This window comes from Lactobacillus sp. WILCCON 0058, assembly GCF_057198005.1.
Genome location: NZ_JBUBHM010000001.1, coordinates 520629 through 538229, shown reverse-complemented (window position 1 = coordinate 538229; position 17601 = coordinate 520629). Strand labels below are relative to the sequence as shown.

Sequence of the window (17601 nt, the reverse complement as noted above, 5' to 3'; positions counted from 1 at the left end):
TCTCCGTTAATCCAGCAAATCGTACTTCAGCTTCATCAAGGTGTGGCCGCCCTTGACCATTTCCCCGGTCAAGGCAACCGTCTGCTCGTAAGCCAGGTCAGCCATCTTCTGGTTGGCTTCTTCCAGCTTCTCTTGCAAGTCGCGGCCAGTTAGGCCCTTAACGGCCCGGTCGGTTTCGTTTTCGATCTGGCGCAATTTAGCCATGGTCTTTTCTTCAAAAGCCTGTTCCAAAGCGCTGTAGACCTTGTAGTTGGTGTCGCCAAGCTGGGCGTTCAGCTTGTTAAGCCAGAAGATCTTGGTCAAGTCAAAGTCCGGACCGGTCTGGAAACTGGCTGGAGTAGTCGTGACATTGGTGTAGAAAGGCACGAAAACGTTGAAAGTGTTCGGGCCAAAGGCCAGCCATTGCACGCCGGCAAGGCCTTCTTCAACGTCATTTCTGATCTGCAGGATGTGGGTTTCGAAGTTCCGGTTGATCCCGATTGGGCGGAAGAGCTTCTTTTCAGCTTCAGTGTTGGTCGTGCTGTAGACATCGTACTTGGTGTCCTGGTAGTGGGAACTTTCCAGGAACTTGATGTCTTCCGGGCTGATCTTCTTCTTGGCGTAAGTGATGAAAGGCTGGTCCTGGTCCCCTGGCTCGCCTTCCCATTCAGGGTCAAAATAGCGGTGGATGTACCAGGCCCGCGGGTTGTTGTAGTGGGCGTCCTTGATAGTGGATGAACCGAAGATGTGGCGCAGGTTGTAGCCTTGGTAGTCCGGGTTCAAGTGGTATTCATTGATGATGTCCAGCAAGTCGCTTGAGCACATGAAGTTTTCTTCATCGTTAAAGTCGAAGAAGTCGATGTTCAAGCGGTTTGGCGCTGCCACGTAGGCATCGTCTGGAATCCGGCGGGCAGCCCAGTGGTGGCCGCCAATGGTTTCGATGTACCAGACTTCGTCATGGTCGGCAAAGGCTGACCCGTTCATTTCGTAGGTCCCGTACTTTTCCACCAGGTAGCCCAGGCGCTTAACCCCTTCTCTGGCTGAATGGATGTATGGCAAAGTCAAAGTGACAAAGTCTTCTTCACCCAAGCCGCCCTTTTCAACTAAGGGGTCAATCCCTTGGATCCGGCTGTTGGTGGTGATGGTTTCCGTGGCCGTCATGGCTACCGTGGCATCGTTGATCCCGGCAGCTGCCCAGATCCCGTTCTTGCCGGAAGCATCTGGCGCGCTAGTATAGCGCAAGGGGTTTGGCAACAGGTCTTCGTCATCGATTTCCTGGCCGCTGATCACAGCCTTGTAGTGCTTTGGCTGCTCTTCCGGGTTTACCGCGATAAAGGCTTCAGGAATAATGGTGCTGCCGCCGTCTTCGCTGCGGGCAATCATCGTGGAGCCATCAATAGTGGCATCCTTGCCGACTAAAATGGTCGTGCATTCTGCTGGCTTTTGCATAAGTCCTCCTCTAATAATCTAAAACTAATTGTCTGCTTTCTTACTATTATTCTAGCTGAAAAAATGCCTTTTGCCAGCTACTGCTTTTGCCGGTAAAGGGCATAGAGGCGCTTGCTCAAATCGACGCCGCCCGGCGCGCTGTTTTCAAACAGGATTTTGCCTGGCTCAGTGCCGGTATTTAATTCATCCCGGCTGGCCAGTTGCCGCTTGACTTCAGCGGCTGCCCCGATGGCCCCGTCGTAGACCTTGGTCTGGGGACCTAAGATCTCTTGAATGGCCTGCTTGGCAAAAGGAAAGTGGGTGCAGCCCAGAACCACTCCGGCAGCCTTGCCGGCATAAGGGGCCAGCAAGTCTTCCAGGTACTGGTAGATGGCCGGGCTGTCGGTTTCACCTTTTTCAATTAATTCGACCAGTTTCGGGGCGGGCACCTTGACCACCTGGCCAGGTTCAGCGCAGTCTTTAACCAGCTGCTTAAACTTTTCCTGCTCCAAGGTCAAAGGCGTGGCCATGGCAACTACCTGCCCGCCGGGATTTTCTTCCGCTGCCGGTTTAATGGCCGGTTCGATCCCGATGATCGGCAGGGAGTATTCCTGGCGCAGGCGGTCAGCCGCCGCGCTGGTTGCCGTGTTGCAGGCAATCATGACGGCCTTGACATGGTGTTTGTCAATCAGTTCATCAACTACCCGCTTGGCCAGCTGGTAGACTTCTTCCTTGCTCTTTACACCGTAAGGAGCATTGGCTGAGTCGCCATAGAAGACATAATCTTCGTTTGGCATCAGATCAACCAGACGGCTGAGGACCGTGAGGCCCCCCTGGCCGGAATCAAAAACGCCGATTGGCCGATCAGCATATTCTTTTGGCATATTATGACCTCCTCTAGCTATTAATTTTGAACTTTTTATCCGCTTTCTTCAATCGATACGCCACTTTATTTTTGCCCAAGGCGGACTTTCTTGATTTTTTCTTTAGATTTTTGCCGGAAAAACCGTCCGGCTTGCTTTTTTTAAGGGCTATGTTATTGTTATATCTAAACCCTGGATATCACGTTGATTACCGGAATAAAACGGCAATCTGGGAATAATTCTGTACACAGTTTTTTTAGAAAGAGCAAAAGAAATTATGTTTAACGTTTCGCCTGAACAAGAGCGCCGCCACATCGTTGACGACTCAGCACTCAATGGCTTTTTAACGAAAATGTATTCCATCATGGGCCTGGCAGTTCTGGTCTCAGCCTTGACCGCCTACTTGACCTTAACGGTCTTCTCTGGCAGCTTGCTGCCGCTACTCACCAACCGGGTCTTCCTCTGGGTCCTGCTTTTACTGCCGCTGATCTTGAGCGTGGGCATCAGCTTTAGAGCTAACCGCAAGCCTACGACGGCTTTCTTCATGTTGATGGCTATCGCTGTTATCTACGGGCTGGAATTCTCCCTCCTGGCTTTTGCCTACACGGGCGCCCAAATCGGCGGGGCCTTCATCTCAGCTTCAGCCGTCTTCATTGGGATGGCGGCTTACGGCAGCGTGACTAAGAAGAACCTGGACACCATCGGGGCTTACGCTTCAGCTGCTGTTTGGGGCTTGATCGTGGCCAGCCTGGTCAACATGTTCTTGAAGAACACGCCAGCCAGCTTCATCTTCTCCATCATCGGGGTCATCATCTTCACGATCTTGACTGCCTGGGATGCCCAGAAGATGAAGGCCATCTACGCTAACTACGGCGACCAGTTGCCAGAACTTGGCCTGGCCGTTAACGGGGCTTTGCTGCTGTACTTGGACTTCATCAACCTCTTCCTGCAATTCCTGCAGATCTTCGGGATCGCTGACAACGACCGGTAAAGCAAAGTTTAAGATATGTCTTTTAAAAAGGCTTTCTTCTTATTAGAAAGCCTTTTTTTCTTGACTATTTTTTTTGCAAGAGTAAGGTAAAAGATATGTAAAGTTTTTTATCAGTAGAGCTTAGAAAAAAAGAAGGTCAAACATTGCAAAAGAAACCGGTATGGAAAAGAAACCTGCAAGTCTCGGCAGTCAGCGTCTTTTTGGCGGGGATCGCCTTTTCAGAAGTCACGCCTTTTTTATCCCTGTACATTGACACCTTGGGCAAGTTCAGCCACCAGCAGCTGAGTTTTTGGTCCGGGATCGTCTTTTCAGCGGTTTACGTTGTAGCGGCCCTGGTTTCACCGATCTGGGGCAAGCTGGCTGACAAGAAGGGACGCAAGCCAATGATCCTGCGGGCTTCTTTGGGGATGGCGGTTGTCTTTACCTGCATGGGGTTGGCGCAAAATGTCTGGCAGCTGCTCTTCCTGAGAGGGATGCAGGGGGTTTTTGCCGGCTTCATCTCCAACTCTAACGCTCTTATCGCGGCAGAGACGCCAAAGAACAAGTCGGGCAAGGCGCTGGGGATCATGATTTCCGCCCAGACCGGGGGGCAATTGCTGGGGCCCTTTGCCGGTGGGGCCTTGTCGCAGGCTTTTAGCTACCGGGTCACCTTCTTTATTACCGGGGCCCTGCTTTTCACCTGCTTCGTCTTGTCTGTCTTCTTTATCCATGAAGATGACTTCGTTCCAGTTAAGAGCGAGCAGCGGGCCAGCTTTAAGGATACGATGAAGCAATTTAAGAGCGGGCAATTGATTCTGGGGCTGCTGCTGACGACCTTGATCATTCAAGCGGCCAACAACTCCATCAATCCAATCGTTTCCCTCTATGTCAGAAGCTTGATGCACAATTCTGGCCAAGTCGTCTTCGTCAGCGGGATCATCGCTGCTTTGCCAGGGATTGCCACGGTAGCTGCAGCTTCCTACTTTGGGGGCCTGGGTGACCGGATCGGGACCCACAAGATCATCTTAGGCGGCTTGATCGGCTCGATCATTCTCTTCTTCTTGACGGCTTTTGTCCGCAATACGATTGAGCTGGGTGTTTGCCGTTTCTTGATTGGTTTTACCGACGCCTGCCTCTTCCCGCAGGTGCAGACCATGCTGACCAAGTACAGCCCGAAACAATTGACCAGCCGGGTCTTCAGCTGGAACCAAAGCGCCATGTACGTCGGCAATATTTTTGGGCCGCTGTTGGGCTCAACGGTTTCCGCCCACCTCGGCTACAGCGCCGTCTTCCTGGTAACCAGCGGGATCGTCGTGATCAACCTGCTTCTTTATCGGACCAATATTTTGAAAAACATTGCCTAGTTTAGGCGCGAAAAAAGCTCCAAGATTCATTCTTGGGGCTTTTTGCTTGGAGATTAGTAATCCTCGCTACTGTAATCTTCGTTGGTATCGACTGAATCAGAGTAATCATTTTGGCTGTCTTCACTGTAGTCTGAACTTGAATCATAATCCGCGTCAGAATTGCTGTCATCACTCTCATTATAGTCTGAGCTTGAGTCATAGTCTGAACTGCTGTCATCAGTATTATAGTCTGAATCTTCATCCGTGTTGCCGTTGGATTGATGTTTTTTAGCCCAGTCAATTTGTCCTTGGACCCAAGGATCTGGATTGCCGTAAACATCGCTGCCAGGGGCATGATCTTGGCCAGGCATAACGCGATTTCCTTTGGGATCATAACCGCGTTCCCGGTTGATTTCACCCTGGCTTTTAGCAGTTGACTGACTGCTTGCCTCTTGCTGGTTTGCCTGGCTGGAACACTGCTTTGCTTTTAAGGCAGTCTTTTTTGAACTAGTTGATGCTGCCTTTTCAGATGATGACTTTGCTTGCTCCTTCTTAGCTTTGCTTGCAACTTTAGACGATTTAGCTGAACTCGAACTGCTTTTGGCTGAACTGGCAGTACTGTTGGAACAGGCAGTGAGCATCAGCCCCGCTAGCAAAACAACCCCTATCACATTTTTTCTCATAAAAACACTCCACAAACATTCCTAATTTTTCCATTGTAAACTAAAAGGCTCCATAAAATGGGGCCCTTTTGCTTGATTTACTTGTCGATTTTTACAGGATCTAAGAAAGTATAACCGCCGTAAGAATACGTTACAGAGTGATCAGTGATGTAGACCTTATTCCCTTTGACAATGAATTCAAGCTTACTTGGATCATAAGATATAATTTTCAAGATACTCTTATTATCCTTAGATTGTGCCTTATAGATCTTCTTTTTAATGGTCTTCTTATTACCCTTGATCAAGTTGGTTAACTTGAGCTTCTTGCCAGTTTTCAGCGAATAAGTTGCGGCTTCAGCCCATTCATGGCCCGCTTGATAAGCAGCATCCGTTTTATGGTAGCCGACAGAAAAGTATTTCTTGCTAGTGTAAACATGTGTGAGCGTAAATTCCCCCATCTGATAAGCCAGATACTTATTATAAAAATCGGGGTCAGTGTCATACCAATTAGAAACGCTCTTGGCCATCTCATAGCCACCCTTTTTGTAGTTCTTTAAGTCCTTCTTGTAAGCACTGGCTAAAGACTTGTTAATCTTTTTAACCGTGGCAGATTTCCCTTGTAAAACCGGCTGCTGGTAAGAATAGCTGATCTTTGCATGCGGGTAGTACTTGGTCTGCTTATGCTTAACGATCTTGTATTTTACATTGGCAGCTTGAACTTTGGCAGCTGGAGCACCTAAAGTAAGCAGCATCCCGGCCGCGGCCAATGCAGGAACTAATTTCTTCAGTTTCATTTTAAATCCTCTTATAAATTCAAATAGAACAAACACTTTATAAACTATATTCTATTCTTGACTATCTCAAAGGGCAAGCGCTTCTTCGTCTGTATTCTCACCTATATTTACCCCAATTTTACAAAAATAAGGATGTCATTAAGCGAAAATAACAATTTTCAACAATTCCTATGCGTTTGCTCAAAAAAATTCTTCGCATTATACTGAAGAAAAATATTCTTTGAAAATCGAGGTGTTACTTTGAAAGTCATTACCAAAATTTTGCAAGCTGTCAGCTTCCTGCTCAGTCTCATTCTCCTCTGGGTCTCCCTGGCCAGCTTGATTGATGTCTGCAACTCTGCCAGACTAATGGGCTGGTCTTCCTTTATCCCTTCAATCGCCGCTGGTCTGGTCTTCATCATCATGCTGGTCTGTGAGGCCTGGCTCAGCTTGCGGATAGACAAGCTGGATGACCGCGGAATCTTCTTTTTCCTGGCTGCTCTCCTACTTTTGACAGCCGGTGAAATGATCTCGCCCATCGCCTTGGGCTCTGGCTTTCTCTGGCTGAACCTCCTGCAGTTGCTTCTGATCCTTTTAGCCCGCTTTGCCATCGACTTTCATGAGTAGCAGGTCAAAAATTGTACGAAAAAATGGTGAAACTCGTTTTCTCGAGCTTCACCATTTTATTTTTTTCGTTTCATGGACAAGTCATCCGGCAAGACAAAGACGACAAAAACATCGCCGTAATAATTGTCTTCCACATACCGGCCTAAAGTGCTGAGCTTGAGGAGCTCCCCGCTCTTAGCCTTGACCCGGTAGTTCAGCAGCAGGCTCTTGTCTGGATCCGTCACTTTTTTCTGTCGCTGCAGCTTGATGGCCTTTTCCGCTTCCGCAAAGTCGGCCTGATAGACAAAGTTATTATAGCTGGACTTGGTATATGCCAAAAAGTCCTCGTAGCTCTGGCAGCCCAGCAAATGAACGAGATAGTCGTTGGCGAAAAGTATCTCCCGCTCATTATCGTCAGCCCGGTAGATCAAAATCCCGCCTGGCAGGCCCTGAGCGACGTTCTTGACGTTGAAGCCCAGCTGGGCCCGCTTGACCCGCTCCATTTCCGGCTCATAACGCTTAGCCGCGTGCTTGCCGTGCATCTTAGCCGCGTAAAGTGCCTCATCAGCAAAAGTCACCAGTTCTTTGATGCTGGCCGCCTGGCTTGGGTAAGCAGCATAGCCGGCTGAAATCGTATATCTGACCGTCGTTTCGCCGCTCTTGAATTCTTGCACGCCATCAATCGCGTCTTCAACCACTTGCTTAATATAGTCCGGCCTGCCGGTCACCGCGACGCAGAACTCGTCCCCGCCTGTCCGGCCAACCAAAGCATCAGGCGGAAACTTTTTCAGTAAATGATCAGCCAAATGCTTCAAGGCCAAGTCGCCAATCACGTGTCCATAAACGTCATTGACGAACTTAAAGTCATCCAGGTCAATAAAGGCCAAAGTCAGCGGCTCTTTCCCCTTTATTTCTGCTAATTTTTTTAACTGTTCAAAAAATCCCCGCCGGTTGTCCAGTCCCGTCAATGGATCTTTAAAAGCCAGCTGGTCCAGCTCCACTTTCTGCTGCCGGGTACCGAGGAAAAGATACAAGAGGCAGCTCAGTGATATGTCGATCAATACGGCAAAAATCAGCAAAAGTACTGTTTCGCCGCTGCACCAGCCTGCTTTAGGAACGATGTTTAAAGTCCACCAGCAAGAACCATAATTAAAAGTATAGCCAACCGCGTCCTTAAGCTTCTCTCCTTTCCCTAAAGACGACTCGACCTGGGTCTTCTTCTGGGTTAAAGGCGACTTGTTGGTATTAATGCAATAGTCATAGCCCATGGTCGTCAAGTTCTTCAAGGTGTGCTGGTAGACGTCCGGCAATTTGACCGTCATGATAACATAGCCCCAGAACTTGCCATTTTTCAAGGTTACCGGAGTCATGACTACGACGCATCTCTTGGCATTGAGCAGGGGCATTGGGCCATATAAGACGGCCTTGTCTTTCTGCTTGACGAAATTGAGAACCTGCTTAGCCTCTTTAACCTGCATTAAGTCATTATTCTTTTTCTGCTTTGACTGATATGGATAGGTATTAGTGACTACTCCATTAGGCACCAGTTCAATCAAGCTGATGTAATCTTTCTTTAACAGCTTGGCAGCATTCGTGAATTCTTCTTTTTCTACCTTGCCGTTTTTGGCAACCACCAGCTTTTCCATGGCCGCGTTGCTGCTGGCCGCGTATTGGAAGTCTCTCTTCAGCTCAATAGCATAGGCTTCAGCAATCTGGTATGCCTTGTCCTTTCTGCTGGCAAGACTCTGCGAGTAAAAAACAGCTGCAATGAGAAATGACGCAACGACAAAAAATATGGTTAAAGTCGCCCAAACCGCTTTATTTTTCAGATTCAGTTTCATTGCATTCCGCCACCTTCCAAGGCCATTTCTATATAACCATACCTATATGTTTTAGTTTAACACGCTTACTTCGTATAGCCTATAAGAAAAGGCTTTTTGTTTAAAAAAGGCTGCTTAATATGCAGCTAGCGCCCCAACAACTTAATTTAGTAAAGTGTAGCTCCCGTTATCCCCCTAAGTGCAAGAGAATAAGCTTAAGAATATTAAGCAAAGGCGGTATTTTTCCTATTTTTCGCTATTTGCCTTCCCTTTATCGCTTATTTTCTATCTTGTTATAGCTTACCCCTTGTCAACCCTTTCCAAAGCTCCTATAGTTACAGTCATCAGCAAGAGCTGATCCATTATTTATCTTTTAGAAACGGAGGGAAACATGATGGAAGTTCCTGGTAAAAAAGTTGGCATGTTGTCTGGCGAATGGCAGATCGCCTCAAATATCTTCAAAGGTTCACTGGGAAACATGATCGAGTGGTTCGACTGGTACGTTTACGCCTCATTCTCAATCTACTTCTCAGCCGCCTTTTTCCCGGCCAGCAATCAGACCGCTGAACTTCTTTCAACGGCTGCCGTCTTTGCGATCGGCTTCTTGATGCGGCCCCTGGGTTCCTTGATCATGGGCCAGTTCGCTGACAAAAAAGGGCGTAAGGCAGCCTTGACCTTGTCAGTCACAATCATGGCCGCCGGCTCCTTGATCATCGCTTTTGCCCCAACCTACGCGCAAGTTGGGATCATCAGCCCCATCATCCTGGTCGTCACCCGGATGATTCAAGGCCTCTCCCTTGGCGGGGAATACGGCACCAGCGCCACCTACATGTCAGAAATGGCCAGCCGGGGCCGGCGGGGCTTCTACTCATCTTTCCAATACGTGACCCTGATCGCTGGCCAGCTCTTCTCCTTGCTGGTCCAAATCATCCTGCAGCAGGTCTTGACCGACGCCCAGCTCTACGCTTTTGGCTGGCGCATCCCCTTCATCATTGGTGCCCTGGGCGCCGTAGCCGTCCTTTGGCTGCGCCTGTCTATGGATGAATCTGCCCAGTTCACTGCCAAAAACAAGCAAAACAAGCAGGCCGGCAGCTTCACCCTTTTGATGAAATATCCTAAGCAAGTTGCCATCGTCGTTGGCATGACCCTGGGCGGCACGATCAGCTTCTATTCCTACACCACCTACATGCAGCAGTTCATGATCAACACAGCTGGCCTGGACAAGGAAACGGTCGCCATGATCAACTTCTTGGTTCTCTTGGTCATGGTCGCCCTGCAGCCAATCTTTGGCCACTTGTCTGATAAAATCGGCCGCCGGCCCCTCTTGATCTTCTTTGGTATCGGCGGGACCCTCTTGACCGTTCCAATCTTTACCCTGCTCTCTCATGTCACTACTGCCCTGCAGGCATTTCTGCTAATGCTGACCGGCGTGGTTATCGTCTCTGGCTATACCTCAATCAACGCCATTGTCAAAGCTGAACTTTTCCCAAGTGAAATCCGGGCTTTAGGCGTTGGCCTGCCATACGGTTTGACCGTCGCACTTTTTGGCGGCACTTCCCAATACGTCGCCTTGTACATGCGGTCAGCGGGCCACGAAAGTCTCTTCTTCTACTACGTTTCATTAGCGGTCTTCATTTCTCTTATGGTCTATGTCTTTGCCTTGAAAGGTCACCGGTCAGCACTTGACGAAGAAGCATAGGCATATATAAAGGAGATATGCAAAAAAGCTTATCCAGGACGGATAAGCTTTTTCTTTGGAATTTTCTGCTTTTAGTAGATCTTTGCGACTTGTTCTTGAACAGTCGGGTGGGCCAGGAAGTCGTCGTAACTGATGTCGGCCCGGGCCACCACACCCTTTGGACCAACTTCAATAATGTGGTTGGCAATGGTCTGGATGAACTCGTGGTCGTGGGAAGTAAAGAGAATTGAGCCTGGGTAGTTTTCCATGGCTTCGTTCAAGGCCGTGATGGATTCCAGGTCCAAGTGGTTGGTCGGATCGTCCATGACCAATACATTGGCTGCTTCCAGCATCATTCTGGACAGCTGGCAGCGGACCTTTTCACCCCCGGACAGGACCTTGATCTGCTTGTTGATCTCGTCGCCGCTGAAGAGCATTCTGCCCAAAAAGCCCCGCAAGAAGGTGTTGTCGTCGTGCTCCTTGTCAGCGTATTGGCGCAGCCAGTCCAGGATCGTCAATTCGTCATTGTCGAAGTTGGCGTTAAGGTCTCTGGACATGTAGTTAAAGGAAGTCGTCTGCCCCCAGGTAACAGTCCCGGAGTCTGGCTCCAGGCGGCCAGCGATGATTTCCATCAAAGCGGTCGTAGCCCGGGTGTTTCTGGACAAGAAGGCTACCTTGTCACCCGGCCGAACGATAAAGGAGACATTGTCCAAAAGCTGTTCGTCGCCAGACTTGTAGGACACATTGTCCACTCTGAGCAAGTCGTTGCCCAAATCCCGGTTCATCTCAAACTTGATGTAAGGGTACTTGCGGCTGGATGGCTTGATGTCGTCCAAGCTGATCTTGTCCAGCTGCTTCTTTCTGGAAGTGGCCTGCTTGGACTTGGAAGCATTGGCTGAGAAGCGGGCGATGAATTCTTGCAGCTGCTTGATCTGTTCTTCCTTCTTGGCATTTTGCTGGCGGGCCAGTTCCGTGGCCAGCTTGCTTGATTCGTACCAGAAGTCGTAGTTGCCGACGTAAAGCTTGATCTGCCCGCGGTCAACGTCACACATCTGGGTGCAGACCTGGTTCAGGAAGTGACGGTCGTGGGAAACGACCAAAACGATGTTTTCATAGTCAGCCAGAAAGTTTTCCAGCCAGGCCGTGGTGTGCACGTCCAGACCGTTGGTCGGTTCGTCCAAAAGGAGGATGTCCGGGTTGCCGAACAGTGCCTGGGCCAAAAGGACCTTAACCTTGTCGCTTTCCGCCAGCTCGCTCATCTGCTTTTGGTGCATGTCTTCCGGGATGCTCATGGACTGCAAAAGCTGGGAAGCGTCAGCTTCAGCGTTCCAGCCGTCCAGTTCCGCAAATTCAGTTTCCAGTTCAGCCGCCTTGACCCCGTCTTCTTCACTGAAGTCGGCCTTGGCGTAAAGGGCGTCGCGCTCCTTCATGACCTGGTAGAGCTTTTGGTGGCCTTGAATCACAGTTTCCATAACGGAAAAATCTTCAAAGGCAAAGTGGTCCTGGTTCAGGCTGGACATTCTTTCGTTAGGGCCCATGCTGATTGAGCCCGTGGTCGGTTCCATTTTTCCTTCCAGCAGCTTTAAGAAAGTCGACTTGCCGGCCCCGTTGGCCCCAATGATGCCGTAGCAGTTGCCCGGCGTGAACTTAAGGTTGACGTCGCTGTAAAGGGTGCGACTGCCGATTTGCAAACTTAAATCTGTTACTGTGATCAATAGATTTTCCTCTGTTTCTTAAATTTTCTACTGCAATTATGACTAAATCAGTATAACAGGTTTGGCCTTTGCCCACCAAGCTTTTCACCCATTTTCTCCCCCCTTTTTTAAAGTTCTTTCTTTTTAAAGAATAAATTGGCTTATAATCTGTTAAAAAGAACTGATTGATAGGAGTATTTTTATGGCATTTTTCATCTCACTGGAGCAGATCTGCATCATGTTCATCCTCATGGCCATCGGCTTCCTCTGCCGGAAGAAGGGCATGATCCATGAAGAAACCGGCAAGGACTTAACCGCCATCCTGGTCTACATCGTCGGCCCCTGCCTGATCATCAACGCCTTTGAGCGCCCGGCCAGCGCCAGCCTGGTCAAGGACTTTGGCTTAACCTTCCTGGCGGGATCGCTCAACTACCTCTTCCCCATCGCCTTCAGCAGTCTCCTGCTCCGCCTGCCTCGGTTAAAAAATGACCCGGACAAGCAGCTGATTGCTTTTGGCGCGGTCTACAACAACTGCGGCTTTATCGGCATCCCCCTGATTCAAGCTCTTTTAGGCAGTAAGGGGACCTTCTTCGCCGTGCCCATCCTGGTTTTGAACAACATCTTCATTTGGTCTCACGGCATCGGCACCTTTAAGAAGCGGCAGCCTTTGGCCGATACCCTCAGAACCGTCCTCTTAAACCCAAATATCATCGCCACGGCCATTGGCTTCATCCTTTTTATCACCGGCGTCAGCCTCAAGTTTCCTGCCGTGATCTCCCGGTCAGTCAGCTACGTGGCTTCTTTGAACACTCCCTTAAGCATGATCGTCATCGGCTCCAACCTGGGAACAATTTCGGGGGACTTCTATAAAGATGGCAAAGCCTGGCTGATCTGCTTCTTGCGGAACTTCCTTATGCCGGCCTGCATGAGCGTGATCCTGCTCCTGGTTCCCTTGTCAATGACCGCTTACCTGGCCGTAGTCATCATGGCGGCCGCCCCGGTTGCCGGCTTTATTGTCATGCTCAGCCTCCTGGCCAACCGCCCTGTTGCCTTCCCTATGCGCTGTCTGTGCCTGTCGACTCTGATGTCGGTGGTCAGCGTGCCCTTGATTATCATGCTGGCCAGCTGGCTCAAGCAGCTGGTATAGTTCACCCTTACCCGAAATGTATCATTTTTGTCAAGAAAATTGTTCGACTTTTTAGAAAAAGTTACGGAAAAAGAGCCCAAGCTAATTCAATTTTCAGCAAAAAAGGCGTATGATAGATAAAAAGCATAAGCAAGCATAAAGCATTAGTTAAAAGAAAGAGGAAGTTAAGCGTGACTGCCAAGAAATTAGAGAACAACAGTAACCACGCGGTTATTGCTGAAGAGGTCAAGATCCTGACTGACTTGCTTGACGAAAGCACCCGCCACCTGGTTGGCGACGAAGAATTCGCCAAGATCAAGGGCCTGGTCAAAATCGCTGCCAGCAACGACCACAGCCAACTGGAAAGCCAGATTGCCTGCTTGAGCAATCAAGAAATGATCGTTGTTGCCCGCTACTTCGCGACCCTGCCGCTTTTGATCAACATTTCAGAAGACGTCGACCTGGCCAGTGAAGTCAACCTGCTCAACAACACGGACAAGGACTACCTGGGCAAGCTGGAATCAACGGTTGACCTGGTGGCAAGCAAGGACAATGCCGCTGAAATTCTGAGCCATGTCAACGTCGTTCCTGTTTTGACCGCCCACCCAACCCAGGTGCAGCGCAAGACCATTCTGGAACTTACCAATAAGATCCATGATCTGCTCCGCCGCTACCGGGACGTCAAGGCCGGCACCATCAACCGGGAAGAATGGACTGGGGAACTGCGCCGCTACATTGAAATCATCATGCAGACGGACATCATCCGGGAAAAGAAGCTGAAGGTCTCAAACGAAATCAAGAACGTCATGGTCTACTACCCTGACTCCTTGATTCCGGCCATCACCAAGCTCACTGCCCGCTACAAGGAACTGGCCCGGGAAAAGGGCCTCAACGTTGCCGGGGCAACGCCGATCACCATGGGCATGTGGATCGGCGGGGACCGGGACGGCAACCCTTATGTAACGGCGGAAACCCTCCGCTTGAGCGCGACGATTCAAAGTGAAGTCATTTTTGAATACTACATCAAGGCCCTCAACGACCTCTACCGGACGGTAGCTGTCTCAACTTCTTACGTGCAGCCCACGCCGGAAGTTGCGGAACTGGCCAAATTGTCCGCCGACAACTCCCCATTCAGAGAAAATGAACCTTACCGCCGGGCCTTCTACTACCTGGAAAGCCGCCTGGCCCACACTGAAATGGAACTTTTGGACGTCTTCTCCAAGGAAGCCGTAGTTAAGAAAGAAGCTGCTTTAAAGGCCCCAGTCTACAAGGATGCCTACGAATTCAAGGAAGACCTGGAAGCCATCAAGCGGTCATTGATCCAAAACCATGACCGGGCAGTAACCGGCGGCCACTTTGATGACCTGCTGGAAGCTATCGATGTCTTTGGCTTCCACCTGGCCACGATCGACATGCGGCAAGACTCCAGCGTCAACGAAGCCTGCGTGGCAGAACTCTTAAAGAGCGCCCGGATCTGCGACAACTACAGTGACTTGAGCGAAGAAGAAAAGATTCAGATCCTGCTCAGCGAATTAAACAATGACCCGCGCAGCCTCCACTCATCCAACTCACCGAAGTCAGAGCTTTTGCAAAAGGAACTGAAGATCTACCACACCGCCCGGATTCTCAAGGACACTTTGGGCGAGAACGTGATCAAGCAGCACATTATTTCCCACACCGAAAGCATCTCCGACATGCTGGAACAAGCCATCATGCTGAAGGAATACGGCCTGCTTGATTCTGAAAAAGCCCGGGTACAAGTCGTGCCTTTGTTTGAAACGGTGGAAGACCTGCAGAACTCCCGGGAAATCATGAAGCGCTACCTCAGCTTCGATATCGTCAAGCGCTGGATTGCTTCCAAGGGCAACTACCAGGAAATCATGCTGGGCTACTCCGACTCCAACAAGGACGGCGGCTACCTGGCGTCCTGCTGGAGTTTGTACAAGGCCCAAAAGGAACTGACGGCCATCGGCGAAGAACGTGGCATCAAGATCACCTTCATGCACGGCCGGGGCGGTACGGTTGGCCGGGGCGGCGGCCCATCATATGAAGCCATCACCTCCCAGCCATTCGGCTCTATCAAGGACCGGATCCGGACTACTGAACAAGGGGAAATCATCCAGAACAAGTACGGCAACAAGGACGCTGCCTACTACAACCTGGAAATGCTGGTTTCCGCCGCGGTTGACCGGATGGTCTCCAAACAAGCCGTCAGCCAGGACCACATCCAGGACTTCACGGCCTCAATGGACGGCATCGTTGCAGACAGCAACCGGGTTTACCGGGAACTTGTTTTTGACAACCCGCACTTCCACGACTACTTCTTCCAGGCGACGCCGATTAAGGAAGTCTCCAGCTTGAATATCGGCTCCCGGCCGGCAGCCAGAAAGAAGATTACTGAACTGTCCGGCTTGCGGGCTATTCCTTGGGTCTTCTCCTGGTCACAGAGCCGGGTCATGTTCCCAGGCTGGTACGGGGTTGGTTCAGCCTTCAAGCACTTCATCGATGCTGATCCTAACAATTTGAAGGAATTGCAGGAAATGTACCAGGGCTGGCCATTCTTCCACTCCCTGCTTTCCAACGTTGACATGGTTTTGTCCAAGTCCAACATGGAAATCGCTGAAAAGTACGCTGGGCTCTGTGAAGACGAAGCTACCCGGTCAGTCTTTGACATCATCAAGAAGGAATGGGAACTGACCAAGGAAGTCATCTTGCAGATCGAAGGCCACAGCAAACTTTTGGAAGACAACCCGTCTTTGGAAAGCAGCTTGGACTACCGCCTACCTTACTTCAACGTCTTGAACTACGTCCAGCTGGAAATGATCAAGCGGGGCCGGCAAGAAAAGCTCAGCGGCATCTACGAATCGATCATCCACATCACCATCAACGGGGTCGCTTCAGGCCTACGTAATTCGGGCTAATCGCCACGGGTTTACACTTTAATAAGAAGCAAAAAAGCATGTTTTTTCAAACATGCTTTTTCTTCTTGCTTTTGCTTCGTGTTGTTTTAGTTTTTGATTCGGATTTTAATTTGCTTTAGTTTTTTAGCCTTAATCAGCCGCCTTGATTGAAGCGATGATTTCTTCAACCAGGTCAGGGTCATCCTTGAGGCCGGTCGTTTCCAAAACGACTTCCTTGACCGGTTCATCCTTGAGCATCTGTTGCAGCTTTTGGCTTTCAGCGTCTGCCGGCTCGTCAAAGTGGTAGATCTTGCCAACCGTTTCCAAGAGGGCGCTGTAGTCCAAGCCCCGGGCCTTCAGTTCTCTGATCGGCCGGATGAAGCGTTCATTGTAGCCCAGCTTGCGGATAGGCGTCCGGCCTACCCGGGCGATGTCGTCGGAAATGTAAGGGTTCTTGAAGCGGTTGATGACTTGGGCGTGGTATTCTTCCAGTTCTTCCTTAGTGAAGTCCCACTTGGCCAAAAGGAGGGAACGGGTTTCAGCCAATACGCGGGTTACCTGGTCAACGACCCGGTCATCCTTAACGGCTTCCCCAATCGTTTCATAGCCCAGAGCCTTGCCAGTGTAAGCAACAGTGGCGTGACCGGTGTTGACCGAGAACAGCTTCCTTTCAATGTATGGTTCAAGGTCTGGCGCGTAGTGAACGCCTTCCAAGCGAATCTTCGGATTCTTCATCTGGCTTTCGTCGATGACCCACTCCTTGAAGTCTTCAACTGAAACGAAGAGCGGGTCTTCATTGTGCTGAATTGGCACGATCCGGTCAACAGCGGCGTTCGGGAAGCCAACATACTTGTCAACTTCAGCCTTGTCTTCGTCGCTCAAGTGCTTGTAAACTTCTTCCTTCAAGAACTGGGAACCGCCGATCATGTTTTCACAGGCAATGACATCCAAAGGTTCGTGATTTTCCTTGACTCTCGCGCTCAAGCCTTGGGCGATCAGAGGAGCAATGATCTTCAATACCTTGGGGCCGATAGCCGTGGTGACCATGTTGGTCGTCTTGATGGCTTCGACAACCTTTTCAGGGTTTTTGGCGTTGTTGATCCCGGTCACGTTGCTGATGTGAATCTTCTTTTGCCCCGGGGCGGCCAGTTGAATATCGTATTCACCCCGCTCGACCAAGGCATCAATGATCGTTTCGTTAACGTCGACAAAATCAATTCCAAAACCGTTGGCTGCCAAAGTTTCGCCAATAAAGCCGCGGCCAATATTACCTGCACCAAAGTGTACTGCTCTCATTTTTATTTTTCTCCTACTTTGTCTAACAAACCGATAATTTCTTCTGGCGTTTGCGCGTCGGCTAATTTTGCTACGTTGGCAACGTCGCTGCAGAACAGGGCAATCTGGGACAAGAGCGCTAAGTGCTCATTGCCCAAGCCCGCGATTCCGAAGACGACAGTCACCAGCTTCTCCTGCTGGTCATCGGGTTCGCTGAAGTCGACCCCCATCGGGATCTGGACGACCGAAATTCCAGTTTTCTTGATGTACTTCTTGCCTTCATCAGTGCCATGCGGAATGGCAATAAAGTTGCCCATGTAGGTTGACACATCCGCGTTCCGGGCGAGCATGGCATCAATATATTCCGGCTCTACGCAGCCGTGGTCCACCAGAAGCTGCCCAGCCATGCGGATTGCCTCCTCACTGGTGGCAACATTCTGGTTCAACTTGATCATATCTTTTTCCAGTTTCATGCTTCTGCTCT

The 17601-nt window shown here is 50.0% G+C and carries 14 protein-coding genes; 6 read left to right on the top strand and 8 right to left on the bottom strand.

From position 1 onward, the window contains the following. Positions 1-6: 6 nt before the first annotated feature. Both ACYVUU_RS02660 and murI read right to left on the bottom strand, forming a co-directional pair. Entirely contained in the window at positions 7-1428 is a 1422-nt protein-coding gene (locus ACYVUU_RS02660; protein WP_484499871.1) for a C69 family dipeptidase, read from the bottom strand. Positions 1429-1505: 77 nt separating this feature from the next. Continuing rightward, entirely contained in the window at positions 1506-2291 is a 786-nt protein-coding gene (gene murI, locus ACYVUU_RS02655; protein ID WP_484499870.1) for a glutamate racemase, read from the bottom strand. Positions 2292-2547: 256 nt separating this feature from the next. Between murI and ACYVUU_RS02650 the strand changes: the two genes are divergently transcribed. Both ACYVUU_RS02650 and ACYVUU_RS02645 read left to right on the top strand, forming a co-directional pair. After that, a complete protein-coding gene (locus tag ACYVUU_RS02650) occupies positions 2548-3261 on the top strand; it encodes a Bax inhibitor-1/YccA family protein (protein WP_484499869.1) in 714 nt (237 codons plus the stop codon). Between the two features lie 143 nt (positions 3262-3404). Continuing rightward, positions 3405-4604, top strand: a complete 1200-nt coding sequence (locus tag ACYVUU_RS02645) for an MFS transporter (RefSeq protein ID WP_439774719.1) — start codon at positions 3405-3407, stop codon at positions 4602-4604. Between the two features lie 53 nt (positions 4605-4657). Here ACYVUU_RS02645 and ACYVUU_RS02640 read toward each other — a convergent pair whose 3' ends face one another. Together ACYVUU_RS02640 and ACYVUU_RS02635 are read right to left on the bottom strand one after the other, a co-directional pair. Continuing rightward, positions 4658-5266 (bottom strand): hypothetical protein, encoded by a 609-nt coding sequence (locus ACYVUU_RS02640; protein WP_484499868.1) that lies wholly within the window; start codon positions 5264-5266, stop codon positions 4658-4660. Positions 5267-5343: 77 nt separating this feature from the next. Further along, complete coding sequence (locus ACYVUU_RS02635) at positions 5344-6039, bottom strand: hypothetical protein (protein ID WP_484499867.1); 696 nt, start codon at positions 6037-6039, stop codon at positions 5344-5346. A gap of 240 nt (positions 6040-6279) precedes the next feature. On the opposite strand from ACYVUU_RS02635, the gene ACYVUU_RS02630 reads away from it, so the two are divergent. Beyond that, positions 6280-6645, top strand: a complete 366-nt coding sequence (locus tag ACYVUU_RS02630) for a hypothetical protein (protein ID WP_484499866.1) — start codon at positions 6280-6282, stop codon at positions 6643-6645. Between the two features lie 56 nt (positions 6646-6701). Here ACYVUU_RS02630 and ACYVUU_RS02625 read toward each other — a convergent pair whose 3' ends face one another. Then, positions 6702-8465, bottom strand: coding sequence for a sensor domain-containing diguanylate cyclase (locus tag ACYVUU_RS02625; protein WP_484499865.1), 1764 nt, complete (start codon positions 8463-8465; stop codon positions 6702-6704). A gap of 370 nt (positions 8466-8835) precedes the next feature. Here ACYVUU_RS02625 and ACYVUU_RS02620 point away from each other — a divergent pair, with 370 nt between their 5' ends. Further along, complete coding sequence (locus tag ACYVUU_RS02620) at positions 8836-10143, top strand: MFS transporter (RefSeq protein WP_484499864.1); 1308 nt, start codon at positions 8836-8838, stop codon at positions 10141-10143. A gap of 71 nt (positions 10144-10214) precedes the next feature. Here the strand turns inward: ACYVUU_RS02620 and ACYVUU_RS02615 are convergent, their stop codons facing one another. Further along, positions 10215-11837 carry an ABC-F family ATP-binding cassette domain-containing protein gene (locus tag ACYVUU_RS02615; RefSeq protein WP_439775520.1) on the bottom strand — a complete coding sequence of 541 codons (1623 nt, stop codon included), beginning with the start codon at positions 11835-11837 and terminating at the stop codon, positions 10215-10217. Positions 11838-12018: 181 nt separating this feature from the next. Here ACYVUU_RS02615 and ACYVUU_RS02610 point away from each other — a divergent pair, with 181 nt between their 5' ends. Both ACYVUU_RS02610 and ppc read left to right on the top strand, forming a co-directional pair. Continuing rightward, on the top strand, positions 12019-12963 hold the full coding sequence (locus ACYVUU_RS02610; RefSeq protein ID WP_484499863.1) for an AEC family transporter: 945 nt from the start codon (positions 12019-12021) through the stop codon (positions 12961-12963). A gap of 170 nt (positions 12964-13133) precedes the next feature. Then, positions 13134-15863 (top strand): phosphoenolpyruvate carboxylase, encoded by a 2730-nt coding sequence (ppc, locus tag ACYVUU_RS02605; RefSeq protein WP_484499862.1) that lies wholly within the window; start codon positions 13134-13136, stop codon positions 15861-15863. A gap of 129 nt (positions 15864-15992) precedes the next feature. Here the strand turns inward: ppc and ACYVUU_RS02600 are convergent, their stop codons facing one another. Together ACYVUU_RS02600 and ACYVUU_RS02595 are read right to left on the bottom strand one after the other, a co-directional pair. After that, positions 15993-17138 (bottom strand): mannitol-1-phosphate 5-dehydrogenase, encoded by a 1146-nt coding sequence (locus ACYVUU_RS02600; RefSeq protein WP_439776219.1) that lies wholly within the window; start codon positions 17136-17138, stop codon positions 15993-15995. 2 nt (positions 17139-17140) lie between these two features. Next, positions 17141-17590 (bottom strand): PTS mannitol transporter subunit IIA, encoded by a 450-nt coding sequence (locus ACYVUU_RS02595; RefSeq protein ID WP_439776218.1) that lies wholly within the window; start codon positions 17588-17590, stop codon positions 17141-17143. Positions 17591-17601: the final 11 nt, after the last annotated feature.

Coding starts and splice junctions, on each gene's coding strand:
- ACYVUU_RS02660 (WP_484499871.1), bottom strand. CDS start 1,428: ATGCAAAAGCCAGCAGAATGCACGACCATTTTAGTCGGCAAGGATGCC.
- murI (WP_484499870.1), bottom strand. CDS start 2,291: ATGCCAAAAGAATATGCTGATCGGCCAATCGGCGTTTTTGATTCCGGC.
- ACYVUU_RS02650 (WP_484499869.1), top strand. CDS start 2,548: ATGTTTAACGTTTCGCCTGAACAAGAGCGCCGCCACATCGTTGACGAC.
- ACYVUU_RS02640 (WP_484499868.1), bottom strand. CDS start 5,266: ATGAGAAAAAATGTGATAGGGGTTGTTTTGCTAGCGGGGCTGATGCTC.
- ACYVUU_RS02635 (WP_484499867.1), bottom strand. CDS start 6,039: ATGAAACTGAAGAAATTAGTTCCTGCATTGGCCGCGGCCGGGATGCTG.
- ACYVUU_RS02625 (WP_484499865.1), bottom strand. CDS start 8,465: ATGAAACTGAATCTGAAAAATAAAGCGGTTTGGGCGACTTTAACCATA.
- ACYVUU_RS02620 (WP_484499864.1), top strand. CDS start 8,836: ATGATGGAAGTTCCTGGTAAAAAAGTTGGCATGTTGTCTGGCGAATGG.
- ACYVUU_RS02610 (WP_484499863.1), top strand. CDS start 12,019: ATGGCATTTTTCATCTCACTGGAGCAGATCTGCATCATGTTCATCCTC.
- ACYVUU_RS02600 (WP_439776219.1), bottom strand. CDS start 17,138: ATGAGAGCAGTACACTTTGGTGCAGGTAATATTGGCCGCGGCTTTATT.
- ACYVUU_RS02595 (WP_439776218.1), bottom strand. CDS start 17,590: ATGAAACTGGAAAAAGATATGATCAAGTTGAACCAGAATGTTGCCACC.